Genomic DNA, 23,789 nt, shown 5'->3' with positions numbered 1-23,789 from the left:
CCCCTGAAAGGACCCCCTATGCCCCGCCTGCGTGGTCGAGTGCTCTCCGTCGCGTCGGAGTGTGCGCCCCTGATGAAGACCGGGGGCCTGGCCGACGTGGTGGGCGCCCTCCCCGGGGCGCTGGAATCTCACGGCTGGCGCTCGCGTGTGCTGATGCCGGCCTACCCCACCGTGCTCGAGGGGGCAGTCCGATCCCGCCGCATCTGGCGCAGCGACGACCTGTTCGGTGGGCCAGCATGTGTGCGCGCGTGCACGGCCGACGGATTCGAGGTGCTGCTGTTGGACGCGCCCCACCTGTTCGACCGGCCCGGTGGTCCCTACTCCGTCGATCATCACGACCATCCGGATAACCACCTGCGTTTCGCGGCGCTGAGCTGGGCCGCCGCGCAGATCGCGATCGAGGGCACGAGCGACCGATGGCGCCCCGACATCGTGCACGCCCACGACTGGCAGGCCGGGCTCGTGCCGGCGTACCTCAGGTACGCCGGATCCGCTGTTCCGAGTGTGATGACGATCCACAACATCGCGTTCCAGGGCGTCTTCGACGCTGACCAGCTGGACCGTCTGAACCTGCCGACAGGTGACTTCCACCCTGGGGGTATCGAATACCACGGCGCCGTCAGCGCGCTGAAGGCCGGGATGGTGCATGCCTCGCGGCTCACGACTGTCAGCCGGACCTATGCGGAGGAGCTCACGACGCCCCAGTTCGGCTTCGGTCTCGAGGGCGTCGTCGCGGAGCGTCGGGATCGTGGGGAGATGCACGGAATCGTCAACGGCATCGACGCCACCGTGTGGGACCCGGCGCGGGATCCGCACACGACGCCGTACTCGGCCGCGTCGCCCGGCCCCAAGGCTGAGAATCGCGCCTCGCTGCTGAAGGAGTTCGGGCTCGCGGAGCCGTCCGGACCGCTCGCCGTCGTCGTCACACGTCTGACCCATCAGAAGGGTGTCGACATGCTGCTCGAGGCGCTGCCCGCCTTCGTGGAGGGAGGCGGGGCGGTCGTCGTGCTCGGTTCCGGAGACCCCGGCCATGAGCAGAGCCTCCGCGAGGTCGCCGCGCACCGTCCCGACGCCGTCGGGGTGCGCATCGGCTATGACGAGCCGCTCAGCCACCGGATGTTCGCCGGTGGTGACCTCGTGCTCGTGCCGTCACGGTTCGAGCCGTGCGGCCTGACGCAGCTCTACGGCCTGCGGTACGGCACGCTGCCGCTCGTCGCGTCCACAGGTGGGCTGCGCGACACGGTCGTGGACTCCACGGACGAGCACCGCGCGTCCGGCACGGCCACAGGGTTCACGTTCACCGACATCAGCACCACAGGGCTCAGGGATGCGCTCGACCGCGCCGCGAGCCTCTACCAGGACCAGGAGGCGTGGCGAGAGGTGCGCGACCGCGCGATGACCACGCCGGTGGACTGGGCCGCCTCGGGTGCGCAATATGCCCAGCTGTTCCAGGAGCTGGTGCGGTGAAGGACCGTGTCTCTCGCGGCCGCCCCTGGCCGCTGGGCATCACCCTGTCCGAAGAGGGCGCGAACGTCGCCGTCTGGGCCCCCGATGCCGAACGCGTCTGGCTCTGCCTCTTCGAAGGTGAGCAGGAAGAGCGGATCCCGCTGCCCCACCACGCCGGCGGCGTCTGGCACGCCCACGTCAGGGGCATCGAGGCGGGCGCACGCTACGGCCTCCGCGCCGACGGTCCCTTCGCGCCCGAGCAGGGTCTCTGCTTCGACGAGCAGAAGCTGCTGATCGACCCCTATGCACGCGCCCTCGACGCGCCGGCGCGGTGGGACCGGCTCATGTCGGACTCCCGGGTGCAGGAACCCGACGACGGCTCAGTCACGCTCGCCCGCGACAGGCCCGACAGTGCTCCCGCCGTGCCGAAGGGGATCGTCCTCGGAGAGCCCGCCGGGCCCGACCCTGCCGCGAACCGGCCACGCCACGACGTCGCCGATCTCGTCATCTACGAGGCGCACGCCAAAGGGCTCACCGCGATGCACCCCGAGGTCCCGGAGGAGCTGCGCGGCACCTACTCCGGGATCGCTCACCCCGCGATCATCGACCACCTGACCTCGCTCGGCGTCACCGCCGTCGAGCTGCTGCCGGTGCAGGCGTTCCTCGACGATGAGCACATCGTCGAGCGTGGCCTGAGCAACTACTGGGGGTACCAGCCGATCGCCTGGCACGCGCCGGAGCCGCGCTACGCGATCCGCGACGCCGACGCCGAGATTCGCGGCCTGGTGCACGCATTGCACGAGGCGGGCATCGAGGTGTTCATCGACGTCGTCTGCAACCACACCGGAGAGGGTGGGGACGGCGGACCGACGCTCAGTCTGCGCGGGCTCGACGCCTCCGGCTACTACCGGCTGCACGATGGCACGCACATCGACGACACCGGCACCGGGAACACCGTGGCGACTGAACGACCCACTGTGCTGCGTCTGGTGCTGGACAGCCTGCGCCACTGGGCGACGCGCTACGGGATCGACGGCTTCCGCTTCGACCTGGCCACCGCCGTGGGGCGCGGCCCCGACGGATTTGACCCGAGGGCGGCCTTCTTCCAGGCGGCCGGGCAGGATCCGGTGCTCGCCGACGTCAAGCTCATCGCCGAGCCGTGGGACCTCGGGCCCGACGGCTATCAGCTCGGGGGATACCCGCATCCGTGGTCGGAATGGAATGACGGCTTCCGCGACGACGTGCGCCGGGCATGGCGCGGCGACCAGCACGCGGTGAGAGCCCTCGGTGAACGGCTGCTCGGATCAGCCGCGGCCTTCGACCACTCAGGACGTGCCCCCACGGCGTCGATCAACTTCATCACCGCCCACGACGGGTTCACCCTCGCCGACGTCGTCTCCTACACCGCGCGGCACAACGAGGCGAATCTCGAGGACGGTCGCGACGGGCACAGCGAGAACCACTCCGACAATCTCGGCGTGGAGGGCCCGACCGATGACCCCGGCGTGCTCGCGGCCCGCTCGCGGCGGGTGCGGGCGATGCTCGCGACCCTGCTCGTCTCGCAGGGTGTGCCCATGCTGCTGGCCGGGGACGAGATCGGCAACACCCAGGGCGGCAACAACAACGCCTACGCGCAGGACAACGAGATCGGCTGGATCGACTGGTCCTCGCCAGATCAGAAGCTCTTCGACGTCGTCGCCGGCCTGATCGAGGTCCGGTGGCGGCTGCCGATCCTGCGCCAGCGGACCTTCCTGCACGGGGGCGCCCGCGCCGGGGGAGACCCGGACGTCCTCTGGCTGAGCGCGGACGGCGAGCCGGCCACTGAGGAGCATTGGGAGGATCCGGAGCTCCGCACGATCATCGCGGTGTTGCGCGGGGCCGCCGGCGACCCGACCGGCGAGGCTCTGCCCGGTGCCGTCGCGGTCGTGCTCAACCTCGGTGACGCGGTGGAGGTGCGTCTCCCCGAGGATCTGCAGTGGCGCTTCGAGATCGACTCCGGCGGCGAGGCCGAGCCCGGCAGGTCCGGCGGCCAGAGGATCGGGGCCCAATCCGTGGTCGTGTTCTCCTCACCGGGGCCGTGACGCCGCGAGACGTCGCGTTCACGGGTGTGTCACACATCCGTCCTAGGCTGGGGTCAGCAGCAGGAATCTTCCGGAAGGACCCGCCATGAGTGACCCCTCCCTGAGCACGGAGCTCCTCCCCGCGCTGGCCGCCATCTCCCACGGCACCTCCAACCCGTCGGGGCAGGCCGTGGTGCGCAGACTGGTCGACGACGTCGCTACGGCGGCCCGCGACCAGAGGCTGGGCGCCGAGGTCAGACTGGGGCATGTGGACGTCCAGGATCCCGATGTGCCGGCCACCCTCGCGGACCTGCCCGCGCAGCTGCCGGCCGTCGTCGTGCCGGTGCTGCTCTCCGCCGGGTACCACGTCAACGTGGACCTGAAGAAGGAGACCGCCGACGTCGGCCGCGAGGTCACCATCGCCGGCGCCCTGGGCCCCGATGACCGGCTCGTGGAGCTGCTGGTCCGGCGCCTGGAGGAGGCCGGGGCCGATCCGGAGCGAGACACGATCATCCTCGGCGTCGCCGGCTCCTCCGACGCCGCCGCCGTGGAGGACTGCCACGAGATGGGCCGGCGCCTCGCCGTCCGGCTGGACGCCGAGGTGGAGGTCGCCTTCCTTGCCGCGGCGAAGCCCACGGTGGCCGAGGCCGTCGCGGGTGCGAGGCAGCACGCTGACGGTGCGGGGGAGGGACGGGTCGTCGTCGTCAGCTATCTGCTGGCGCCGGGTTACTTCCAGGATCTGCTGGAGAAGGCCCAGGCGGACTTCACCACCGCCCCGCTGCTCCCGGCCCCTGAGGACATCGAGCATCCGTCGGCCTCCCCCTCGGAGCTGGTGGACATCATCCTGGACCGGTACCGCGGCCGGTAGGATTGGGCCGATGAGCACACCCACCCTGGACCCGTGGAGCAACGGGACCCCCGCCTATCGGCGAACCCTGCTGCTGGGGATCTTCTCCACCTTCCTCGGCGTGGTGCTCGTGGTGCTGGCGGCCGTCGCCGTCGGACCGGACCTTGAACCGACGCTGCGTGGGGCCGGGCTGGCGCTGATCGGGCTGGGCATCATCAGCCACCTGATCTCCATCCTGCTCCGCAAGCGGCAGGCCAAGCAGATCATCCAGGCCCGTGCGGGCACGTCGAGGAAGAGAGGCCGCTGAGCGTGAGCATCAACACCGAGGCGGAGGGACGGGTCTACCCGTCCGCCGCGCCGTACCAGGTCAGCCGGGAGGCGATCCGTGAGTTCGCTGGTGCGGTCAAGTCCGAGCACCCGGCCCACCACGACGTCGACGCTGCCACCGCATTGGGACACCGTGACCTGGTCGCCCCGCCGACCTTCGCCGTCGTGGTCGCCCAGCGTGCCGAGGCGGCCGTCGTCGCCGACAGCGAGGTCGGCATCGACTTCTCGCGCGTGGTCCATGCCGATGAACGGTTCACCCACCATTCCCCGATCCTTGCCGGGGACACGCTGAACGCCCAGGTCACCCTGGACCGCATCCGCCTCATGGGAGCCGGTGCCATGGTCACCACCAGGGTCGAGATCACCACCGCCGAGGGCGAGGCGCGCAGCACCGTGACCTCCTCGCTGCTGGTGCGTGCCGACGACGAGGAGGAGAGCGCATGAGCCCCGCACCCCGGATCAGCACCCTGGAGAAGGGTCAGGAGATCGGCAGCCGCGAGATCCAGCTCTCGCGGGCGGACCTGATCCGCTACGCCGCCGCCTCCGGCGACCACAACCCCATCCACTGGAACGAGCGCTTCGCCCGCGAAGTCGGGCTGGACGGCGTCATCGCCCACGGCATGCTCACCATGGGCCTGGCCGTGGACCTGGTCACCGAATGGGTAGGCGATCCCGGACGCGTGAGCGACTACCAGGCGCGGTTCACCAAGCCGGTCCCGGTGCCCGACGCCGACACCGGTGCTCCGGACGCCCCGACGGCCACGCTGCAGGTCAGCGGCAAGGTCGGAGTGGTCGACGTCGAGGCCTCGACGGCACGGATCGACCTCACCGTGAGCCTGGACGGCACGAAGGTCCTCGTGAAGTCCCAGGTCAGCGTCACGCTCTGAGACTTCTGCCGGATCAGCCGCCGGGTTCGACCCCGCGAGCCGAACGGCACCGTATAATCGCCACACAGATTCGCCGCGACCGCATCCCAGCGGCCCATGCGCACGACCGAACAGGGGACACCTCATGCCCAGCACCACTGAGACCGAGTTCGACGAGCGCAGCGTCGCGCTCGCCCAGCCCGTCGGCTCACGCCGCACCCCGATCGCCAAGAGCCTGGGCGTGACCGCCATCGCCGCCCTGGCTCTGACCGCCTGCGGCGGTGACGGTGAGGACGACGAGGTCGAGGCCGAGTCCCAGGTCGACGCTGAGCTGGACCTCGAGGTCGACGACGTCGAGCTCATCAACGAGGGGACCCTCACCGTCTGCTCGGACGTACCGTACCCGCCCTTCGAGTACTACGACGAGGAAGGCACGGTCGTCGGCTTCGACATCGACATCGCTGAGGGCCTCGCCAGTGTGCTCGATGTCGAGCTCGAGGTGGTGCAGACCAGCTTCGAGGGCATCCAGTCCGGGGTGGCGCTGAACGCCGAGACCTGCGACCTGGCGATCTCCGGGATGACCATCACCGAGGAACGCGCCGGGAACATGCTCTTCTCCGATCCCTACCTGGATGACAACCTCGGCCTGCTCGCCGCCGGTGACGCCGGCATCGGCTCGCTGGAGGACATCGACGACTCGATCAACGTGGGAGTCCAGGCTGACACCACCGGTGAGGACTATGCCGAGGAGCAGGGCTACCAGATCCGTTCCTACCCGGACTCCGGGCTGCTCATCCAGGGCCTCGAGTCCGGGCAGGTCGAGGCCGCGATCGGCAACATCTCCATCCTCGGCTACCAGGCCGGCGAGGATGACAGCTCCGAGTTCGTCGAGGAGATCGACACCGGCGAGCAGCTCGGCATCGCGGCGCAGCTGGAGAACCAGGAGCTGATCGACGTCGTCGACGAGATCCTGGCCGAGATGGAGTCCGGCGGCTACATGGCCGAGATCGAGGACCTCTGGTTCGGCGGCGGCGAGACCCCCGAAGAGGGCGACAGCGAAGAGGGCGACGGCGACGAGGACGACGCTGACGCCGACGAGGCTGAGGACGACGCGGCTGAAGACGACGCGGACGCCGACGAGGACGACGACTGACCCTCATGGCACTGACGACCCGTCAACGAGCGCGGCTGAGCCTGGGGATCCAGGCCGGGCTGTTCATCGCCCTGGTGATCGTGCTGATCATCATCATCGACTGGACGGCGATCCATCGGAGCTTCTTCGACATCGAGCGCGTCCGCCCGATGTTCCCCGAGATCATCACCGTCGGGCTGATCAACACCCTGCAGTACACGGCGGTCGGCTTCGTGCTCGGCCTGCTCGGTGGAACCCTGCTGGCGCTGATGAAGCTCTCCAGCTTCCCGGTCTACCGCTGGCTGGCGACGGCCTACATCGAGTTCTTCCGTGGCATTCCCGCCATCCTGGTGTTCCTCGCCCTGGGGTTCGGCGTCTCGATCGCCTTCGGCTGGAACCTGAACTCCCTGCAGATCGCCGGTTCGGCGTTGGGGCTGGTGGCCAGCGCATACATCGCCGAGACTCTGCGCGCCGGCCTGCAGGCCGTGCCGAAGGGCCAGGTCGAGGCCGCGCGGGCGCTGGGGATGCCGGCATGGCGGGCGATGGTCTCCATCCAGATCCCGCAGGCGTTCCGCATCGTGCTGCCCCCGCTGACCAACGAGGCCATCCTGCTGACCAAGGACTCCTCGCTGATCTTCGTGGTCGGACTGACCGCTGGTGCGGCTGAGCTGACGAAGTTCGGCCGCGACGGCATCAACATCTACCAGGCGGGTCTGACCCCCCTGGTGGCCGCCGGCGTCTGCTACCTGCTGATCACCGTGCCGCTGTCCATCCTGGCTCGCCGCATGGAGCAGCGGTCGCCCAAGAAGAAGTAGGGAGGCCCGATCCTCATGACCGAGCCTGAACCGGCCGCGACGGCATCCGCCGACGGCGCATCCGCAGGAGTGTCCATCTCAGGGCTCCACAAGTCCTACGGTGACAACGAGGTGCTCAAGGGCATCTCCATGACGGTCCGCCCCGGGGAGGTGGTCTGCCTGATCGGCGCCTCCGGATCGGGGAAGTCCACGCTGCTGCGGTGTGTGAACCGTCTGGAGGACCCCAACGCCGGGACCATCACAGTGGGCTCCTTCGAGACCACCCACCCCGACGTCGACCTCGACGCCATGCGCCGGCACATCGGCATGGTCTTCCAGCAGTTCAACCTGTTCCCGCACCTCAGCGTGCTGGAGAACTGCACCATCACCCCCCGTCGGGTGCTCAAGCAGGCCACGTCCGAGGCCGAGGCCGAGGCGATGGTCCAGCTCCGCCGGGTCGGGCTCGAGGACTTCGCCCAGCGGCGTCCGGACCAGCTCTCCGGCGGTCAGCAGCAGCGCGTGGCGATCGCCCGTGCGCTGACCATGCGGCCCCAGCTGATGCTCTTCGACGAGCCCACCTCCGCGCTGGACCCCGAGACCGTCGGAGATGTGCTGGCGATCATGCGGCAGCTGGCCGAAGCCGGAATGACGATGCTCGTGGTGACCCACGAGATGGGCTTCGCCCGGGAGGTCGCCGACCGGGTGGTCTTTATGGACAAGGGCCTCGTGGTCGAGGAGGGTCCCGCCGCCGACGTCATCGGCAACCCGCAGCAGCCGCGCACCCAGGACTTCCTGCGCCGCGTGCTCAACCCCACCGGCGTGGACCTCGAGGCCTGATGCGGCGGTTCAGCGAGCACACCACCGCCCGGGTGGGCGGCACCGCCGGCGAATGGATCGTCGCCCACACCGAGTTCGAGGCGCTGCAGACGCTGTCCCGCCACCCGCTTCCCTCGGAGGAGAATCGCCTGGCCGGCAGGGACACCCTCCTGGTGCTGGGGGGCGGCTCGAACCTGCTGGTCGCCGACGCGGGCTTCCCCGGCGCCGTGCTGCAGCTGGCCTTCGACGGGATCAGCGCCGAACCGGACGAGACGCACGGCGGCGATGTGATCGTCACTGTGGCCGCCGGGCATGAGTGGGACGACGTCGTCGCCTGGACCGTGCAGCGCCGCTATGCGGGGCTGGAGGCGCTCTCGGGGATCCCCGGAGCCGCCGGGGCGACCCCGGTCCAGAACGTGGGTGCCTACGGCGCGGAGGTGTCCCAGACACTGGTGGACGTGCGCGCCTGGGATCGACTCCACGGTGAGGTGATCACCCTGAGCAACGAGGAGCTGGGCTTCGGGTACCGGGATTCGGTGCTCAAGCGCACCACGCTGCACGGCTCCCCGCGGTATGTGGTGCTCTCCGTGCGGTTCCGGCTGGAGCATCGGGGCGAGGACACGCCGTCTTCGCCGGTTCGCTACGCGGAGCTGGCACGCTCCCTGGGGCTCGAGGTGAACGCCGCCGAGGACCAGCGCCGGGCCCCGCTGACCGACGTGCGCGCCAAGGTGCTGGCACTGCGTGCCGGCAAGGGCATGGTGCTCGAGGCAGAGGACCACGACACCTGGTCCACCGGGTCCTTCTTCACCAACCCGCTCGTCGGCGAGGACGTGGTCTCCACCCTGCCCGAGGGAGCCCCGCGATTCCCGGCACTGCCCGACGTCGACGGCACGCCCCGGGTGAAGCTCTCCGCAGCCTGGCTGATCGATCGCGCCGGCTGTGGGAAGGGCTTCGGTGCGGATCTGGTGGGCGGGCGCGCCTCGCTTTCCACGAAGCATACTCTGGCGGTCACGAATAGGGGAGAGGCCTCAGCGGGTGACCTGCTGACCGTGGCGGCCGCGGTGCGTGACCGTGTGGTCGAGCGTTTCGGCATCGAGCTGCACCCGGAGCCAGTGCTCATCGGCTGCGAGCTCTGAGCCTCTCGTTCAACGACCTGCCCGGCCGGTCAGCTCACAGCTTGCCGATGGCGATCAGCAGCATGCGGCGCAGCGGCTCGGCCGCGCCCCAGAGGAGCTGGTCGCCCACGGTGAAGGCCGAGATGTACTCGGGGCCCATCTCAAGCTTGCGGATGCGGCCCACCGGGATGGTCAGTTCGCCAGTGGCGGCCACCGGGGTCAGCTGCTCCATGGTGGCCTCCTTCTCGTTGGGGACCACCTTCGCCCAGCTCGAGCCCTTCGCGATGATCGACTCGATCTCGGAGACCGGGACGTCCTCGCGCAGCTTCAGCGTGAGCGCCTGGGAGTGGGAGCGCAGGGCGCCCACACGCACACACAGCGAGTCGAAGGGGATCTTCTCCCCGCGGCGCTCCACGCCGGGGGCCAGCGAGTCGCCGCGGCCGAGGATCTTGTTGGTCTCCACCCCGGCCTTCCACTCCTCCTTGGCCACGCCGTCGCCGAGGTCGGCGTCGATCCAGGGGATGAGCGAGCCGGCCAGCGGCACTCCGAACTGCGAGGCGTCCAGGCCGCTGCGCTGAGCCTCGAGCACCTTGCGGTCGATCTCCAGGATCGCGGAGGCCGGGTCGGCGAGCTCGTCGCCGACGGCGCTGTGAAGGTCGCCGAACTGGTGCAGCAGCTCCCGCATGTGCTTGGCACCGCCGCCGGAGGCCGCCTGGTAGGTCATCGCGGTGCCCCATTCGACCAGGCCTGCGGTGAACAGTCCGCCCAGGCCCATCAGCATGCAGGAGACCGTGCAGTTGCCGCCGACGAACTCCTTGACGCCGGCGGCCAGACCGGCGTCGATGACGTCCCGGTTGATCGGGTCCAGAGTGATGATGGAGTCCTCCGCCATCCGCAGGGTGGAGGCGGCGTCGATCCAGATGCCGTCCCAGCCGGCCGCGCGCAGCTTCGGGTGGACGGCCTGGGTGTAGTCCCCGCCCTGGGCGGTGACGATGATCGGTAGCTTGGCCAGCGTGTCGATGTCATAGGCGTCCTGCAGAGTGTCCTCCCCAGGCTGGGCGCCGTCGAGGTCCGGGGCGGGCCCGCCGGGGTTCGAGGTCGAGAAGAAGACCGGGGCGATGTGCTGGAAGTCCCCTTCGTCGAGCATGCGCTGGATCAGCACGGAGCCGACCATGCCTCGCCAGCCGACGATCCCGACGGACGGGGTGTCGCCGGTGAGGGCGGAGAGGGCAGAGACAGCAGGGGATGTCGTAGAAGCCATGCCTACCAGGGTAGCGAACCTGGGCATCGCAGGGGTATGGGCCGGGTCACCAGAGCGCGTCAGGGGTGCCGCACGAGGCGAAGAGATCAGATCCCGCGACGCCAGCCCCAGAGGAGCCAGGCGGCGACGACGGCAGGCACCACCACGAACAGGAATCCCCCGAGCAGCATGCCGATCAGGTAGAGGCCCAGCGGCTCCCCGGCGCCGAACCCGGAGGAGGACTCCCCGATGTACTGCGCCACGGCGCCCACCAGCGACCCCAGGGCGACCAGCAGCAGGAGCACGCCCAGGGCCAACTTCCACCCCTTGCGGTGGGGAGCGCCTGTCTCTTCGGCTCGGCTGGCCTCGGCGCGGATCTCGCGGGAGTCGGCGCTCCAGTCGTCCGCCCCGCCGATGCCGTGCATCGTGCTCATGACACGACGTTAAGGCTCTGCGCGGCCGGTGTCACGATCCCCCGCCCGCAGCGTCGGGGCTCAGTCCTCGGCGGAGATCTCGCCGTCGCGTCGGCACAGGGTCTCGAAACGGTAGCGCAGGCCGTTGGCGGCGGTGTGCCAGCCCTCGGCCGGGTCCGCGGCGCAGAGCTCCCAGCGCGACGGCGGCAGCTGCGGTGCCCAGGTGTCGCCGTCGGCGTCCAGGTCGATCACGGTGATCACCGCCGTGTCGGCCAGTTCCCGGTCCACGGTCTCCGTGTAGATGCGGCCGCCGCCGAGCACCCACACCTTCTCTGGGACCCGGCCCTCGGCGTCGGGACCGGCGGCCAGCGCCAGCGCCTCATCCAGCGACGTCGTGGTCTCCGCCCCTGCCGCGGCGATCTCGGCGGCGCGGGCGGAATTCCCGGTGATGACGATGTTGCGTCGGCCGGGCAGCGGGCGGGCCTTCTCCGGCAGGGACTCCCACGTGCGACGCCCCATGACCACCGGGCGGCCACGGGTCTGGGCACGGAAGTGGGCGAAGTCCTCTGGCAGGTGCCACGGCATCTCGCCGTCGCGGCCGATGACGCCGTCGCGGGTCTGCGCCCAGATCATCCCCACCCAGGGGCCGGTGCGCTCCTGCTCGCCCAGCGCTTCGTGCGGTGCGTTCATACCGCCACCGGGGCCTTGATGGCGGGGTGGTGCTGGTAGTCGAGCACCTCGAAGTCCGCGTACTCGTAGTCGAAGATCGTCTCCGGCTTCCGGGTGATGCGCAGTCGCGGGGACGGGTGGGGCTGCCGGGAGAGCTGCTCGGTGACCTGGTCGAGGTGGTTGTCATAGATGTGACAGTCACCGCCGGTCCAGATGAACTCGCCGGGCTCCAGGCCGGCCTGCTGGGCGAGCATCAGCGTCAGCAGCGAGTAGGAGGCGATGTTGAACGGCACACCGAGGAACATGTCCGCACTGCGCTGGTAGAGCTGGCAGGAGAGCCGCCCCTCGGCCACATGAAACTGGAACATCACGTGGCAGGGCGGCAGCGCCATGCGGTCCACCTCGGCCGGGTTCCACGCGGTGACCAGATGACGCCGCGAGTCGGGGTCGCTGCGCAAGGACTCCACCAGCTGGGCGATCTGGTCGATCGAGCCGCCGTCGGGGGTGGGCCAGCTGCGCCACTGGACGCCGTAGACCGGGCCCAGCTCACCGTCCTCGTCGGCCCACTCGTTCCAGATCCGCACACCCCGCTCCTGCAGCCAGTGCACGTTGGAGTCTCCGCGCAGGAACCAGAGCAGCTCCAGAGCCACGGACTTGAAGTGGACCCGCTTGGTGGTGATCAGCGGGAAGGAGTCCCGCAGGTCGAAGCGGATCTGCCGGCCGAAGACGCTGCGCGTGCCGGTGCCGGTGCGGTCGGACTTGGGCGTGCCGTGTTCCAGCACGTCGGCCAGCAGGTCCTCGTAGGGGGTGGGGATCGCGTCGCTCACGCCCCCAGCATAGCGGCCGGAGGCAAGGGCCTGGGGCGTTCAGCTGACCGGCGCCTGGTGCTTCCGATACTCCGGGTAGCGGTGCAGGTACTGGTCGATGTAGGAGCATTCGGAGATGAACGACCAGCCCTCCTCGATGAGCTCGTCCAGCAGCAGGGTGACCAGGCAGCGGGCGTAGCCGCGCCGGCCGTGCTGCGGGCTGATGATTGTGTGCTGCAGTCGCTTGACCTGCTGGCCCGCGATGTTCTCCTCCGTGTAGCCGATGAACCCGATGAAGGTCTCGGCACCGTCGATCGTGTCCCAGAGCTCGGCCCGGCCACGGTCTTCATCGCGACGCAGCACCGCTGCGGGGTGGACGTTCTTCTGGACGCTCATGAGGTGAGACTACCGTCACTGAAGGAGCGCTGTCAGTCCTCGAAGGGTTCGTAGATCTCCACCGAGACGATCTCGCCGCCGCGGTCCACCGCCTGCTGGGCGACCAGCACCGCCCCGGGACTCAGGTAGGGGTCGGCGTCGGGCATCGCCTGCAGGAGGGCCGGATCGTGGATCCAGTCGCGGAGCTCGTCGAGCACCAGGGGCAGCACCGGACGGTGGGTGCAGAGCACCGTGGGCTGCAGGACCTCCAGGCATTTGCGGGTGCGGTGCACCGGCTTGCGGGGGTCCTCCTGGGCGCGCTTCTCGGTGAGGGACTTGCGGTGCTTGAGTTTGTGCCGGTGCCGCCGGACATAGGGAGCTACGGTCTCCACGCAGCGTCTCCACGGGCTGGTCTCGATGAGCCGGGGCCGCCAGGCGGTGAGCAGCCGTTCCACGGCCCGGGCCTGCCGCTTGCCGGTGGCGGCCAGCGGGCGCTCTCCCTCGGCGCGGGACCAGCTGGCGCGCGGCTTGGCCTTCGCGTGGCGCAGCACCACGAAGGGGCTGGTGTGCAGCCGCATGCGTGAGTGGAGACGCTCCAGCTCCTCGAGGGGCTCGCGGTCCGTCTCGTTGGTCAGCATCTCGTGGGCGACGGCGACCGGCGCCCAGCGGACCTCGTCCGTCTCCTGGCCGTCCGGCGTCGGAGTGCCTTTGATGATGCGGGCCGCCCAGTACCAGACCTCCTTGGCCTTGGGTCGGCCGTTCTTCCGCACGTCGTAGCGAGTGACCGGCAGGGGGACGCCCAGCCGCACCTGCAGGCCGATCTCCTCGGAGACCTCCCGCACCGCGCACTCGGGGATCGTCTCGCCGGGGTCGAGCTTGCCCTTGGGGAAGGACCAGTCGTCATAGCGCGGCCGGTGGATGAGCAGCACCTCCAGCTCCCCGCGGTGCAGCCGCCAGCACAGCGCGCCGGCGGCGATGATCTGGGCGTCGGTGCCGTCGTCGGCGCAGACCTCGGTGCGGCGGCGGGGGACTCGGCGCAGGGTGTCCCCTGCGGGAGGCACGGCGGAGTCGGGGATGCTGTCACTGCTGGTGCCGGTGCTCTCGGCGGGGGCGCTCGGCCGGGGGTTCATCGGATCGGTGCTCGCTGTCTCACGCAGTCACGGTCAGGGTCAGGCGGGCTCCGCCCCGGGCTCGGTCACCGGCGCGTACATGGTGTCCACGTCCCAGCGGGTGAACCCGAGCCTGCGGTAGAGCTCCACGGCGGGTGTGTTGTCCGAGTCGACGTAGAGCATGATCGCTCCCAGCCCTTGCGAGCGCAGGTGCTCGATGCCGGCCAGCGTCAGGGAGTACCCGAGCCCGCGGCCCTGGGCATCGGGCACGACGCCGACCACGTAGACCTCGCCCAGCGGCTCGGAGCCGCCGTCCTCGCCGGGGTGGACCTTGGTCCAGTGGAAGCCCAGCAGCTGGCCGTCCTCCTCGGCGAGGAGGAATCCGGAGGGTTCGAACCACTCCTCGGCCATCCGAGCGTCGAGGTCCTCACGGGTGAGCCGGCCCTGCTCGGGGTGGTCGGCGAAGGCCGCGACATTGGCCCGCAGCCAGGCCTGCTCGTCACGGCCGGTCTCGAAGGGGCGGATGGTCACGGTCTCCGGGAGGCGCGGGGAGGGGATCTCGTCCAGGGAGGTGAGCCGCATGCGCCAGAGCTCGCGCACCGGGGCCCACCCGTGACGGACGGCCAGCAGCGCGGCGGCGTCGTGCTCGCCATGGGCCCAGGCCCGCTGGATGCGTCCGGGCTGGGGGGCGAGGACGTCGTCGGCGAGCGTGGTGGCCAGCTGGCCACCGATCCCGTGCTGGCGGCAGTTGGGACGGACCACCAGCTCCAGGACGTCCGGGGAGCCCTCACCACCCAGGACGACGACGCCGGCTCCGGCCAGCAGGTACTGGTGGTCGGTGCTGCCCTCGTCGGGTGCCGCCCAGGCGTAGGCCACACGCAGCGGTGCGTCCATGGCGCCGGAGTCGGCGGCCTTGTGGAGCTCCACCAGGGTCTGCTCGGAGAACGGGGGATTGGCGTCGGCCTCCTCGGCGGCGTGCGCCAGCTCGACGAGGGCGTCCACCTGATCCGGGGTGGGAGCACCGCCGCTCAGCTCGATGGTCGTCTCGGGGGCGATCTGGGTCTCCTCGGAGCTCATGTCTCCACTCTAACGGAGGCGGGAACCCTCGCGGCTCGGGTCCAGCGCCGACCCGGCTCCTGCGACGGTACGGGGGAGGTTCAGTCGCCGTCGCCGTCTCCGGTGCGCGCCGCGCGGCCCGCACGCCCGGCGTCGTCGACGACCAGGCGGTATCCCACGTTGCGCACCGTGCCGATCAGCGACTCGTGGTCCGGGCCGAGCTTGGCGCGGAGGCGGCGAATGTGGACGTCCACGGTGCGGGTGCCGCCGAAATAGTCGTAGCCCCACACGTCATGGAGCAGGCGGTCGCGGGTGAAGACCTGACCGGGGTGGAGGGTGAGGTGCTTGAGCAGCTCGAACTCCTTGTACGTCAGATTCAGCAGCCGGCCGTCGATGGTCGCCATGTAGGTGGTCTCGTCGATGGTGATGCCGCCGGCCCGGATCTCCCCAGTGGGGTTCTCCTCCTCCACCTCGACGGCGGCCAGCCGGATCCGAGCGTCGACCTCGCCAGGGCTGGCGTCGGAGAGCACGAAGTCGTCGACCTGCCAGGACTCGTTGAGCGTGGGCAGCCCCGCCTCGGCCACGATCACCACGATCGGGGTGAGCATGGAGGACTTCACCAGCTGGCACAGGGAACGGACGTGGGCGAGGTTCCGGCGGGCGTCCACCAGGGTGAGGTCGGCGTTGGGGGCCCGCACGATTGAGGCGGCCTCGGCCGGAAAGACACGCACCCGGTGGGTGAGGAGCTCGAGGGATGGCAGGGCGTCGTCGGGGGCGTCAGAGAGCAGCAGCACCTGAGCCATCCGGGTCCCTTCTCGAGCGTGTCATCATCACCGTGAGCGCCAGCAGTGCGCGGGATCGCACGACGTCGAGTATATCTGCCTCGCCGGTCAGCCGGGCGCGGGCCACGTCACAGCAGCTCTCATGCGGGCCTCTGGCAAGATGTCCTGGTGTGAAGTACTTCCCGGTGGCCGCCTCGGCCCTGCTCTCGACGATCGCCCTGGTCGCGGGCTCCTGGGCGGGCACCTCTGCCCTGACCGCGGTGGTGTGCGTGATCTGCCTCGTGCTCTCCCTGGGCTGGCCGCAGCTGATGGGAGTGACGGCGCGCCGCTCGCTCTCCACGGTGATCCTGCTGGCCGGCGTGGTGGCCGCGCTCGGTGCCGCCGTCGTCCGCGAGGTGGAGTCGCTGTTCTTCTGGTCCTCGGTGGCGCTGGCCTTCGGCGTGATGTCGGTCTTCGTCATCCAGGTGCTGCGCGGCACCGGCCGTCCGCATCGGCTGGAGTCCACGCTGGGCGCCAGCGCCGGGGTCGTCATCTCCACGACGGCGGCCGGCTGGGTCGCCGGGCTGCGCTATCCCGCGGAGCTGGTCGGCATCGGTGACAGCGACGACGCCCTCGGGGTCCTGGCCGTGCCGGGGCTGACGCTCTTCGAGGACTGGGCCCTGCTCGACGTCACCGGCACAGGGGGTGAGCTCTCGGTGGTCGGTCTGGCCGCCATCGGTCTCGGAGTCTCGGTGCTGCTGGCCTGCCTGCCGCTGCGCGATGCGCTCGTCCTGCCGCTGGTGGTGCTCGGCGGCTTCGCCGGAGCGCTGGGCACGGCGCTGCTGTGGGGGGAGCTGACGCTGCTCTTCTCCGGGCTGCTGGGGCTGGGCGCCGGCGCGCTGATCGCTGCGATGCGCCGGTTCCTCATCGTCCAGGGCGCCCCGGAGGGTCGGCTCTCCGCGATGGCCGTCGGAGCGGCGCCGATCGCGGGCATGGGGGCGCTGGTCTACTTCGCCGAACGGCTGCTCTTCGTCTGAAGGTCATCTGGTGTCGGTGACGCCACATCGGGCCGATGCCGGGGGTAGACTCTCCGGCATGGAATTCGCACTGCAGAACGTCTCGCTGCTCGCCCTGGAGATCTTCTTCATCGGGCTGCTGATCCTGGCGACGCTGGTCATCGCCGGCATCTCCTGGACCGTCGTCTCCCGCCTGTACAAGGGGCAGCGCTGAGCCTTGGCACCTATGGAGCTGCCCACAGATCTCACGCCTGAGCTGGCTCCGCTGTACTGGCTGCTCGGCAGCTGGGAGGGCGAGGGCCGCCTGGGCTCCGGCGAAGAGTCGGACCCCACCTTCACCCAGCGTGTCACATTCCGCGACTCCGGCCTGGAGTTCGTCGAGTACCGCGCCGAGTCTTGGCTCACCGACGAGTCCGGTTCCCGGCTGCGCCCGCTGAGCGTGGAGTCCGGATTCTGGGCGCTGGACCGGCCGCGCGCCGACGCCGACGTCGGCCCCGGGCTGCATCCTGCCGACGTCGTGCCCGCCTATAAGACCGCCTCCGAGGTGGAGCAGCTCGTCAACGCGGACGGTTCCTACCCGATCACGGCGACGATCTCTCATCCCGGGAGCCTCACGGAGCTGTACTTCGGCCAGATCAAGGGGCCGCAGCTGCAGATCGCCACAGATGCGGTGATGCGTGGCGAGCACGCCGCGGAATACAACGGGGCCACCCGCATGTTCGGCCTGGTGAACAGTCAGCTCTTCTGGCGCTGGGACATCCGCGGCGCCGACGGGGATATGGAGCCGCACGCCTCCGCGATCCTGGATCGCCGAGCGTCAGCTGCTGACCCGGGACGCTGAGCACCGACCTCGAAGGAGCGCCCGTGAGCACGAGTCCGTTGATGCAGCGCCAGGGTGCAGTGGCCGCCGGCCGGGAGGACTCCGGCGTCGCGGCCCACTACGGCGACCCCACCGGGGAGCAGCGCGCCCTGGAGGGCGGACGTGCCGTCGTCGACCTCTCCCATCTGGCGGTGGTCACGGTCTCGGGGCCGGATCGGCTCTCCTGGCTGAGCACCCTCTCCTCGCAGCAGACCGCCGCCCTGCAGCCCGGCGAGTCGAGCGAGCTGTTGCTGCTGGACATCTCCGGCCGCATCGAGCATGACGCCGCGATCGTCGACGACGGCGAGACCGCCTGGCTGATCACCGAGGCTGCGCATGGCCCGCGGCTGGCGGGCTGGCTGGACTCGATGAAGTTCATGCTGCAGGTGGAGATCGTCGAACGCACCGCAGAGGTCGCCGTCCTGGGCTCCACCACGGCGCTCCCTCAGGAAGCCGAGTCTGCCGGAGTGCTGCCGGTGCGCTGGGAGGACCCCTGGCCGCGGCTGTGCGAGGGCGCGGTCAGCTACGCCGCTGTGGCCGAGGAGGACCACCCCGCCGTGGACTGGTCCTGGCGCCTGACCCTGGTGGAGCGGCCCCGACTGATGGAGGTCGTCGCCTCCCTGGAGGAGCAGGGGTGGCGGCCGGCCGGCACGTTCGCCGCCGAGGCGCTGCGCATCGCCGCGTGGCGGCCCCGGCTCGCCCACGAGGTGGACGAGAAGACCATCCCGCATGAGCTCGACCTGATCCGCACGGCCGTGCACCTGTCGAAGGGCTGCTACCGCGGCCAGGAGACCGTCGCCCGCGTGCACAACCTCGGCCACCCCCCGCGTCGGCTCGTGTTCCTGCATCTCGACGGCAGCGAGCACACCCTGCCGACGGTCGGCTCAGAGGTGCTCGCCCCCGCCGACGTCGACGCCGCCACGCGTGAGTCGATGGAGCGCGAGCGGTCGGTCGGGACCGTGACCTCGGTGGCCCGGCATCACGAGATGGGTCCGATCGCGCTGGCCCTGCTGAAACGCCGCGTGGGACCGGAGGCGCGACTGGTGGTGCGTGACGCCGAGGCGGAGAGCTTCTACGCCGCGGCCCAGGAGGTCATCGTGCGTCCCGACGCCGGCAAGACGGTCGGTCGTCCGCAGGGGGACTTCCTCCGCGGCCCGCGCTGAGCGGGGCGTTCATTCCAGCACGACGGTGGTCTGTGAGCCCGCGAGCGTGAAGCCCAGCCTGATCGCCGCTCGGCGGGAGGATGGATTCTCCAGGGCGGCTCGCCACTGCGGGATCAGCCCGTCCACGAACGCCTCCTCCATCGCCACCGCGGCGATGCAGCGACCGTGCCCGCGACCGCGGTGCTCGGGATGGGAGAGCACGCCCAGCTGAGCGATCATCTGCTGCCAGACCTCACGGCCCGCGGCGGAGAGCACCTGCTCCTCGGCGATCTGCGGATCCTGCGGGGACGCCCGGTCAGCCACCAGCGTGGCCGCCCAGACGGCGTCGGCCAGCCCGGAGCCGGCCACGTCGTCGGCGGGACAGGCGGCCATCAGCTCGGCGACATGCTCGGGCTCGAAGGAGACGGCGACGCCGGACGGCGGGCTGACCTGCGGCGGCTCCTCGCAGTAGAAGAGCTGAGCCGCGCCGAGCGCCCGCGCCCCGCCGTGGTGGGCTCGCACCAGGTCCAGCAGCGTGCGTTCCTGGGCCAGGAGGTCGTCGTCGAGACGTCGGGCATCGCCCACCACCTCGGAGGGCCCGAAGATCACCGTGCGGTCGAAGAGCCGCACGAACGTCACCGCCGCGGCGTCGTCCTCCACCGCCTCCACCCGCACGGAGGGGTCTCCGAGATCCAGGTCGGTGTCCTCCAGGCGCAGCATGCGGGACCAGGCCAGCTTGACGATCTGCCGGGTCTGTTCGGTCAGCGACATGGAGGCCACTCTACGCGCGGTGCGGTTCAGCGCCCGAAGAGGATCTTGGCCTCTTCGTAGCGCGGCAGCGGAACCTCCTTGAGGCCGTCCAGTGCCTCTGCCAAGTCCACCTTGACGATCTCCGTGCCGCGCAGCGAGGCCATGTGCCCCCAGGCCTGCTCGTGGACCAGGTCCAGCGCCTTGATGCCGAAGCGGGTCGCGAGCACGCGGTCGTAGCCGGTCGGGTTCCCGCCGCGCTGGATGTGTCCCAGCGTGGTGTTGCGGGTCTCGATCCCGGTCCTCTCCTCGATCTGGTGGGTCAGCCACTCGCCGATCCCTCCCAGGCGGGGACGCCCGTCAGCCTCCTGGCCCTTGCCGGCCACGGCCTCCTCCGCGCCCTCGGGGATGAACCCCTCGGCGACCACGACCAGTGGGGAGCGACCGCGCGAGTGGACCTGCTCGACCCACTCGTTGATCTGATCCAGGCTGACCTTCTGCTCCGGGATGAGGATCGCATGCGCACCGGCCGCCATGCCGGAGTGCAGGGCGATCCAGCCGACGTGACGGCCCATGACCTCGGCGACCATGCACCGGTGGTGGGACTCGCCGGTGGTGCGCAGCCGGTCCATGGCGTCGGTGGCGATGGAGATCGCGGTGTCGAAGCCGAAGGTGTAGTCGGTGGCCTTCAGGTCGTTGTCGATCGTCTTGGGCACGCCCACCACCGGGATGCCGTCGACGGCCAGGCGTCGGGCGCCGGCCAGCGTGCCCTCCCCGCCGATGGCGATGACGGCGTCGATGTCATGCCGGCGCATCGCCTTCCGGATGTTCTCCGGACCGCCCTTGGGGTGGTTGTAGGGGTGGGTGCGTGAGGTGCCGAGGATGGTGCCGCCTTCGCGCGCGAGGCCACGCACGTCCTGGCGGCTGAGCTCCATGTAGTCGCCCTCGATGAGGCCGCGCCAGCCGCTGCGGAAGCCGACGAACTCGTCGCCGTAACTCTTGATGCCGTGCAGCACGGCGGAGCGGATGACGGCGTTGAGACCGGGGCAGTCGCCGCCGGAGGTGAGGAGTCCGATGCGCATGGTGCAGCTCGTCCCTTTCCTGTCGGATCATGGGTGAACGACCTGGCGCCCTCGACAGGTGGATGCGTCCAGTCTAGGGGTGCGACGTGCGCGACGCTCGCGCTGCGGGCTTCAGGCGGTGCCCAGCAGCTCCTGGATCCGCGTCAGGCCGCGGGCGAGGTCCTCGTCGCCGAGTGCGTAGGACAGCCGCAGGAAGCCGCTGGGGCCGAAGGCCTCCCCCGGCACGACGGCGACCTTCGCCTCCTCCAGGATCAGCTCGGCCAGCTCGGCGGAGGTCTCCGGGGTGCGGCCGGCGATCTCGGCGGGCCGCTCCCCGCCGGCCAGCGCCCCACGGACGTCCACATAGGCGTAGAACGCGCCCTCAGGGGTGGGGCAGGAGAAGCCGGCGATCGCGTTCAGCCCGTCCACCATGGCGCGGCGGCGCCGGTCGAAGGCGGTCTTCATCTCCTCGACGGCGTCCAGCGGCCCGGTCACGGCGGCCAGCGCCGCCATCTGGGAGACGTTGGCGACGTTGGAGGTCGCGTGGGACTGCAGGTTCGCGGCGGCCTTGATGATGTCGGCGGGCCCGACCATCCATCCCACACGCCAGCCGGTCATCGCGTAGGTCTTGGCGACGCCGTTGAGCACCACGACCTGCTCGGCCAGCTCGGGGAGCGAGGCGATCGAGGTGAAGGGGGCGCCGTCGTAGGTCAGGTGCTCGTAGATCTCGTCGGTGACGACCCACAGGCCCTTCTCGGCTGCCCAGCGCCCGATCTCGGCGGTGGCCTCGGGGGAGTGGACGGCGCCGGTGGGATTGGACGGCGAGACGAACAGCAGCACCTTGGTGCGTTCCGTCAGTGCGGCCTCCAGCTGCTCCACGGTGACCCGGTAGCCCTGTTCAGGGCCGGCGAAGACCTCTCGGGTCACCCCGCCGGCCAGTGCGATGGCCTCCGGGTAGGTCGTCCAGTACGGGGTGGGGAGGATGACCTCGTCGCCCGGGTCGAGCAGCGTCGCGAAGGTGTTGTAGACGGCCTGCTTGCCGCCGTTGGTGACCAGCACCTGGCTCGGCTCGACGGCGAACCCGGAGTCCCGGGTGGTCTTCTCGGCCAGGGCCTGGCGCAGCTCGGGCAGGCCGGCGGCGGGCGAGTAGCGGTGGAAGCGAGGCTCGGAGGCCGCCTCCACGGCCGCGGAGACGATGTAGTCCGGAGTGGGGAAGTCCGGTTCGCCGGCCCCGAAGCCGATGACGTCCTCGCCGGCGGCCTTCAGGGCCTTCGCCTTGGCGTCGACGGCGAGGGTCGCGGACTCCGCGATGGCGCCGATGCGGGCGGAGATGCGGGAGGACGGGGCAGTCATGGGGATTCCTTGTCTGTCGCGAGCGTGGACGGTGTCGACACTGACCGGAGGTGGCAGGCGCACCTGCGGGCACCACATTACCGGGAGGGCTCCGCCGGCCGTCGAGGGAAGTCCGGCTCGGTTTGCCGTCCACGGCGGCTGCCCGTAGACTTGTCCATCGGTGTCTTGTGCACCTGGCATGGCCATGCCCGCCTGGAGGGATCCGATCCGCAGTTTGCGGCGGAGCGCTTCGGTGCGAGAATAGGTCGGTCAGGTCTCAGGTGACCCCAAGGGCAGTGGCGCAATTGGTAGCGCAACGGTCTCCAAAACCGTAGGTTGCAGGTTCGAGTCCTGTCTGCCCTGCGCTGAGCGTCGTCGCGACGGCATCTCAGGCACACAGCATCACACGACGTCCCCTCGACCAGATGGAGCCCTCCGTGTCCCAGACGCCTTCCACTGACGTGCAAGGGTCGACGCCTGACGGAGGCGATCCGCGAGGTCCCTTCGGGAAGGTGTGGCTGTTCCTGCGCCAGGTCGTCGACGAGCTCAAGAAGGTCGTCGTTCCGACCCGTCGCGAACTGACCAACTACACGCTGGTCGTCCTGGTCTTCGTGATCATCGTGATCCTGATCGTCTCTGGGCTGGACTGGATGTTCAGCAACGGGGCGGAGTTGATCTTCGGGGACGGCTCCACGGAGGCGCCCTCGGCCCTCGCAGTCGAGGGTGACGGCGCCGGCGAATGAGCCGTCGACGTCGCCGTCGTCGGCAGGACGAGCGATGAAGTGAGAGACGAAGCGGCCGCGGAGCCCGTCCCAGGGCGGGGCCCGGCCAGCACCACGGAAAGCAGGAGAACAGTGTCTGATCAGGAACTTTCGCAGCACACCGAGGCTGACGCCGAGGACGCGGCGGCCCAGGCCGTCGAGGCTGACGAGGCCCTCGCCGTCGAGGAGGCGGGCGCCGAGACTCCTGCCGAAGAGGGTGCCGAGCAGACCGAGCAGGCCCCCGCGGAGGAGCCTGGGCCCGAGGCGGGAGACGCCGATGAGGCCGACTCTGCGGCTGTCGATGCTGAGCCGGCCGATGCTGACGCCTCCTCCGCAGAGGACGAGGCCACCGCGACCGAGGACGTCCCCGAGGAGGAGAAGTCCTACGAGGAGCGTGCCGACGAGCTGCGCGGCAAGCTGCGCCGTCAGCTGGGCGACTGGTACGTGGTCCACACCTACGCCGGCTATGAGAAGCGTGTGAAGTCCAACCTGGAGACCCGCATCCAGACCCAGGACATGGAGGACTTCATCTACGAGATCGACGTCCCCATGGAAGAGGTCGTCGAGATCAAGAGCACCCAGCGCAAGGTCGTCAACCGAGTCCGCATCCCGGGTTACGTGGTCGTCCGCATGGAGCTCACCGACGCCTCCTGGGGCGTGGTCCGCCACACTCCCGGTGTCACCGGATTCGTGGGCAACGCCCACGACCCTCACCCGCTGACCCCCGATGAGGTCTTCGACATGCTCGCCGAGCACCGGCTGGGCAAGCCCGACGCTCCGCGGAAGGTCGACGGCGGGGAGCAGGCAGCCGGCGGCGCCGCCGCCCAGGCCGAAGAGGTCACCGTGGACTTCGAGGTCGGCGAGTCGGTCACCGTCAACGACGGTCCGTTCGCCACGCTGCCGGCCTCGATCTCCGAGATCCACCCGGACAGCCGCCAGCTGGTGGTGCTCGTCTCGATCTTCGAGCGCGAGACCCCGGTGACGCTGAACTTCAACCAGGTCGACAAGATCTACTGAGGTTCCGGGCTCCCTGCGACGT

General features: G+C 70.1%; 27 protein-coding genes and 1 tRNA gene. 17 read left to right on the top strand and 11 right to left on the bottom strand.

Annotated features, from left to right (window positions below; translation table 11 throughout):
* The first annotated feature begins 18 nt into the window (after positions 1-18).
* From glgA to HNR09_RS04320, 10 genes are all read left to right on the top strand, one after another.
* Positions 19-1,467 carry a glycogen synthase GlgA gene (glgA, locus tag HNR09_RS04365; protein ID WP_179540940.1) on the top strand — a complete coding sequence of 483 codons (1,449 nt, stop codon included), beginning with the start codon at positions 19-21 and terminating at the stop codon, positions 1,465-1,467.
* Complete coding sequence (gene glgX, locus HNR09_RS04360) at positions 1,464-3,527, top strand: glycogen debranching protein GlgX (RefSeq protein WP_179540939.1); 2,064 nt, start codon at positions 1,464-1,466, stop codon at positions 3,525-3,527. Before glgA ends, glgX begins: the two co-directional genes overlap by 4 nt.
* A gap of 85 nt (positions 3,528-3,612) precedes the next feature.
* On the top strand, positions 3,613-4,374 hold the full coding sequence (locus HNR09_RS04355; protein WP_179540938.1) for a sirohydrochlorin chelatase: 762 nt from the start codon (positions 3,613-3,615) through the stop codon (positions 4,372-4,374).
* A gap of 10 nt (positions 4,375-4,384) precedes the next feature.
* The gene (locus HNR09_RS04350; protein WP_179540937.1) at positions 4,385-4,660 is read left to right on the top strand and encodes a hypothetical protein; all 276 of its coding nucleotides are present in this window, start codon (positions 4,385-4,387) and stop codon (positions 4,658-4,660) included.
* 2 nt (positions 4,661-4,662) lie between these two features.
* Positions 4,663-5,124, top strand: a complete 462-nt coding sequence (locus HNR09_RS04345; protein ID WP_179540936.1) for an FAS1-like dehydratase domain-containing protein — start codon at positions 4,663-4,665, stop codon at positions 5,122-5,124.
* Positions 5,121-5,567, top strand: a complete 447-nt coding sequence (locus HNR09_RS04340) for a MaoC family dehydratase (protein WP_179540935.1) — start codon at positions 5,121-5,123, stop codon at positions 5,565-5,567. The genes HNR09_RS04345 and HNR09_RS04340 overlap by 4 nt, the downstream gene beginning before the upstream one ends.
* Positions 5,568-5,691: 124 nt before the next feature.
* A complete protein-coding gene (locus HNR09_RS04335; RefSeq protein WP_218881880.1) occupies positions 5,692-6,699 on the top strand; it encodes an ABC transporter substrate-binding protein in 1,008 nt (335 codons plus the stop codon).
* A 5-nt stretch (positions 6,700-6,704) separates the two neighbouring features.
* Positions 6,705-7,493: an amino acid ABC transporter permease gene (locus HNR09_RS04330; RefSeq protein WP_179540934.1), complete on the top strand. Its 789-nt coding sequence runs from the start codon at positions 6,705-6,707 to the stop codon at positions 7,491-7,493.
* Positions 7,494-7,508: 15 nt separating this feature from the next.
* Entirely contained in the window at positions 7,509-8,309 is an 801-nt protein-coding gene (locus HNR09_RS04325; protein ID WP_179540933.1) for an amino acid ABC transporter ATP-binding protein, read from the top strand.
* A complete protein-coding gene (locus HNR09_RS04320) occupies positions 8,309-9,424 on the top strand; it encodes a UDP-N-acetylmuramate dehydrogenase (protein WP_179540932.1) in 1,116 nt (371 codons plus the stop codon). The genes HNR09_RS04325 and HNR09_RS04320 overlap by 1 nt, the downstream gene beginning before the upstream one ends.
* A gap of 34 nt (positions 9,425-9,458) precedes the next feature.
* Here HNR09_RS04320 and asd read toward each other — a convergent pair whose 3' ends face one another.
* From asd to HNR09_RS04280, 8 genes are all read right to left on the bottom strand, one after another.
* A complete protein-coding gene (asd, locus tag HNR09_RS04315) occupies positions 9,459-10,664 on the bottom strand; it encodes an aspartate-semialdehyde dehydrogenase (RefSeq protein WP_179540931.1) in 1,206 nt (401 codons plus the stop codon).
* A gap of 86 nt (positions 10,665-10,750) precedes the next feature.
* Positions 10,751-11,077: a hypothetical protein gene (locus tag HNR09_RS04310; RefSeq protein ID WP_179540930.1), complete on the bottom strand. Its 327-nt coding sequence runs from the start codon at positions 11,075-11,077 to the stop codon at positions 10,751-10,753.
* Positions 11,078-11,137: 60 nt separating this feature from the next.
* Complete coding sequence (locus HNR09_RS04305; RefSeq protein WP_179540929.1) at positions 11,138-11,746, bottom strand: dihydrofolate reductase; 609 nt, start codon at positions 11,744-11,746, stop codon at positions 11,138-11,140.
* Positions 11,743-12,552, bottom strand: coding sequence for a thymidylate synthase (locus HNR09_RS04300; RefSeq protein ID WP_179540928.1), 810 nt, complete (start codon positions 12,550-12,552; stop codon positions 11,743-11,745). Before HNR09_RS04300 ends, HNR09_RS04305 begins: the two co-directional genes overlap by 4 nt.
* A gap of 39 nt (positions 12,553-12,591) precedes the next feature.
* Entirely contained in the window at positions 12,592-12,927 is a 336-nt protein-coding gene (locus HNR09_RS04295; protein ID WP_179540927.1) for a GNAT family N-acetyltransferase, read from the bottom strand.
* Between the two features lie 32 nt (positions 12,928-12,959).
* Complete coding sequence (locus HNR09_RS04290) at positions 12,960-14,036, bottom strand: NUDIX hydrolase (protein ID WP_179540926.1); 1,077 nt, start codon at positions 14,034-14,036, stop codon at positions 12,960-12,962.
* A gap of 39 nt (positions 14,037-14,075) precedes the next feature.
* Complete coding sequence (gene mshD / locus HNR09_RS04285; protein ID WP_179540925.1) at positions 14,076-15,092, bottom strand: mycothiol synthase; 1,017 nt, start codon at positions 15,090-15,092, stop codon at positions 14,076-14,078.
* A gap of 80 nt (positions 15,093-15,172) precedes the next feature.
* The gene (locus HNR09_RS04280) at positions 15,173-15,874 is read right to left on the bottom strand and encodes a response regulator transcription factor (protein ID WP_179540924.1); all 702 of its coding nucleotides are present in this window, start codon (positions 15,872-15,874) and stop codon (positions 15,173-15,175) included.
* Between the two features lie 149 nt (positions 15,875-16,023).
* On the opposite strand from HNR09_RS04280, the gene HNR09_RS04275 reads away from it, so the two are divergent.
* From HNR09_RS04275 to ygfZ, 4 genes are read left to right on the top strand one after another with little or no spacing between them, the layout of a single operon-like run.
* Positions 16,024-16,869, top strand: a complete 846-nt coding sequence (locus HNR09_RS04275; protein ID WP_179540923.1) for a hypothetical protein — start codon at positions 16,024-16,026, stop codon at positions 16,867-16,869.
* Between the two features lie 58 nt (positions 16,870-16,927).
* Positions 16,928-17,062, top strand: coding sequence for a hypothetical protein (locus HNR09_RS16330; protein ID WP_281366338.1), 135 nt, complete (start codon positions 16,928-16,930; stop codon positions 17,060-17,062).
* A 12-nt stretch (positions 17,063-17,074) separates the two neighbouring features.
* Positions 17,075-17,689, top strand: a complete 615-nt coding sequence (locus tag HNR09_RS04270) for a nitrobindin family protein (protein WP_179540922.1) — start codon at positions 17,075-17,077, stop codon at positions 17,687-17,689.
* A gap of 41 nt (positions 17,690-17,730) precedes the next feature.
* The gene (gene ygfZ, locus HNR09_RS04265; protein WP_179543003.1) at positions 17,731-18,870 is read left to right on the top strand and encodes a CAF17-like 4Fe-4S cluster assembly/insertion protein YgfZ; all 1,140 of its coding nucleotides are present in this window, start codon (positions 17,731-17,733) and stop codon (positions 18,868-18,870) included.
* Positions 18,871-18,879: 9 nt separating this feature from the next.
* Here ygfZ and HNR09_RS04260 read toward each other — a convergent pair whose 3' ends face one another.
* The 3 genes from HNR09_RS04260 to HNR09_RS04250 form a co-directional block, all read right to left on the bottom strand.
* Positions 18,880-19,620: a GNAT family N-acetyltransferase gene (locus HNR09_RS04260; RefSeq protein WP_179540921.1), complete on the bottom strand. Its 741-nt coding sequence runs from the start codon at positions 19,618-19,620 to the stop codon at positions 18,880-18,882.
* Positions 19,621-19,646: 26 nt separating this feature from the next.
* Complete coding sequence (locus tag HNR09_RS04255) at positions 19,647-20,678, bottom strand: 6-phosphofructokinase (protein WP_179540920.1); 1,032 nt, start codon at positions 20,676-20,678, stop codon at positions 19,647-19,649.
* 111 nt (positions 20,679-20,789) lie between these two features.
* A complete protein-coding gene (locus HNR09_RS04250; RefSeq protein ID WP_179540919.1) occupies positions 20,790-22,010 on the bottom strand; it encodes a pyridoxal phosphate-dependent aminotransferase in 1,221 nt (406 codons plus the stop codon).
* 269 nt (positions 22,011-22,279) lie between these two features.
* Between HNR09_RS04250 and HNR09_RS04245 the strand changes: the two genes are divergently transcribed.
* From HNR09_RS04245 to nusG, 3 genes are all read left to right on the top strand, one after another.
* A tRNA-Trp gene (locus HNR09_RS04245) sits at positions 22,280-22,352 on the top strand.
* A gap of 74 nt (positions 22,353-22,426) precedes the next feature.
* On the top strand, positions 22,427-22,732 hold the full coding sequence (gene secE, locus HNR09_RS04240) for a preprotein translocase subunit SecE (RefSeq protein ID WP_322477930.1): 306 nt from the start codon (positions 22,427-22,429) through the stop codon (positions 22,730-22,732).
* A 111-nt stretch (positions 22,733-22,843) separates the two neighbouring features.
* Entirely contained in the window at positions 22,844-23,767 is a 924-nt protein-coding gene (gene nusG / locus HNR09_RS04235) for a transcription termination/antitermination protein NusG (protein WP_179540917.1), read from the top strand.
* Positions 23,768-23,789: the final 22 nt, after the last annotated feature.

It is taken from the genome of Nesterenkonia xinjiangensis (assembly GCF_013410745.1).
In the GTDB taxonomy this organism is placed as follows: domain Bacteria; phylum Actinomycetota; class Actinomycetes; order Actinomycetales; family Micrococcaceae; genus Nesterenkonia; species Nesterenkonia xinjiangensis.
Note: the sequence above shows the minus strand (reverse complement) of the source record. Positions and strands in the feature narration are given on the sequence as shown.

What these genes read in the sequence shown, in the direction of transcription:
- HNR09_RS04340 (WP_179540935.1), top strand. Translation starts at nt 5,121, where the DNA reads ATGAGCCCCGCACCCCGGATCAGCACCCTGGAGAAGGGTCAGGAGATC.
- HNR09_RS04295 (WP_179540927.1), bottom strand. Translation starts at nt 12,927, where the DNA reads ATGAGCGTCCAGAAGAACGTCCACCCCGCAGCGGTGCTGCGTCGCGAT.
- HNR09_RS04280 (WP_179540924.1), bottom strand. Translation starts at nt 15,874, where the DNA reads ATGGCTCAGGTGCTGCTGCTCTCTGACGCCCCCGACGACGCCCTGCCA.
- HNR09_RS04255 (WP_179540920.1), bottom strand. Translation starts at nt 20,678, where the DNA reads ATGCGCATCGGACTCCTCACCTCCGGCGGCGACTGCCCCGGTCTCAAC.
- HNR09_RS04355 (WP_179540938.1), top strand. Translation starts at nt 3,613, where the DNA reads ATGAGTGACCCCTCCCTGAGCACGGAGCTCCTCCCCGCGCTGGCCGCC.
- HNR09_RS04250 (WP_179540919.1), bottom strand. Translation starts at nt 22,010, where the DNA reads ATGACTGCCCCGTCCTCCCGCATCTCCGCCCGCATCGGCGCCATCGCG.
- HNR09_RS04310 (WP_179540930.1), bottom strand. Translation starts at nt 11,077, where the DNA reads ATGAGCACGATGCACGGCATCGGCGGGGCGGACGACTGGAGCGCCGAC.
- HNR09_RS16330 (WP_281366338.1), top strand. Translation starts at nt 16,928, where the DNA reads ATGGAATTCGCACTGCAGAACGTCTCGCTGCTCGCCCTGGAGATCTTC.
- HNR09_RS04260 (WP_179540921.1), bottom strand. Translation starts at nt 19,620, where the DNA reads ATGTCGCTGACCGAACAGACCCGGCAGATCGTCAAGCTGGCCTGGTCC.
- HNR09_RS04350 (WP_179540937.1), top strand. Translation starts at nt 4,385, where the DNA reads ATGAGCACACCCACCCTGGACCCGTGGAGCAACGGGACCCCCGCCTAT.
- HNR09_RS04305 (WP_179540929.1), bottom strand. Translation starts at nt 11,746, where the DNA reads ATGAACGCACCGCACGAAGCGCTGGGCGAGCAGGAGCGCACCGGCCCC.
- HNR09_RS04330 (WP_179540934.1), top strand. Translation starts at nt 6,705, where the DNA reads ATGGCACTGACGACCCGTCAACGAGCGCGGCTGAGCCTGGGGATCCAG.
- HNR09_RS04270 (WP_179540922.1), top strand. Translation starts at nt 17,075, where the DNA reads ATGGAGCTGCCCACAGATCTCACGCCTGAGCTGGCTCCGCTGTACTGG.
- mshD (WP_179540925.1), bottom strand. Translation starts at nt 15,092, where the DNA reads ATGAGCTCCGAGGAGACCCAGATCGCCCCCGAGACGACCATCGAGCTG.
- HNR09_RS04325 (WP_179540933.1), top strand. Translation starts at nt 7,509, where the DNA reads ATGACCGAGCCTGAACCGGCCGCGACGGCATCCGCCGACGGCGCATCC.
- asd (WP_179540931.1), bottom strand. Translation starts at nt 10,664, where the DNA reads ATGGCTTCTACGACATCCCCTGCTGTCTCTGCCCTCTCCGCCCTCACC.
- HNR09_RS04320 (WP_179540932.1), top strand. Translation starts at nt 8,309, where the DNA reads ATGCGGCGGTTCAGCGAGCACACCACCGCCCGGGTGGGCGGCACCGCC.
- ygfZ (WP_179543003.1), top strand. Translation starts at nt 17,731, where the DNA reads ATGCAGCGCCAGGGTGCAGTGGCCGCCGGCCGGGAGGACTCCGGCGTC.
- glgA (WP_179540940.1), top strand. Translation starts at nt 19, where the DNA reads ATGCCCCGCCTGCGTGGTCGAGTGCTCTCCGTCGCGTCGGAGTGTGCG.
- HNR09_RS04290 (WP_179540926.1), bottom strand. Translation starts at nt 14,036, where the DNA reads ATGAACCCCCGGCCGAGCGCCCCCGCCGAGAGCACCGGCACCAGCAGT.
- HNR09_RS04335 (WP_218881880.1), top strand. Translation starts at nt 5,692, where the DNA reads ATGCCCAGCACCACTGAGACCGAGTTCGACGAGCGCAGCGTCGCGCTC.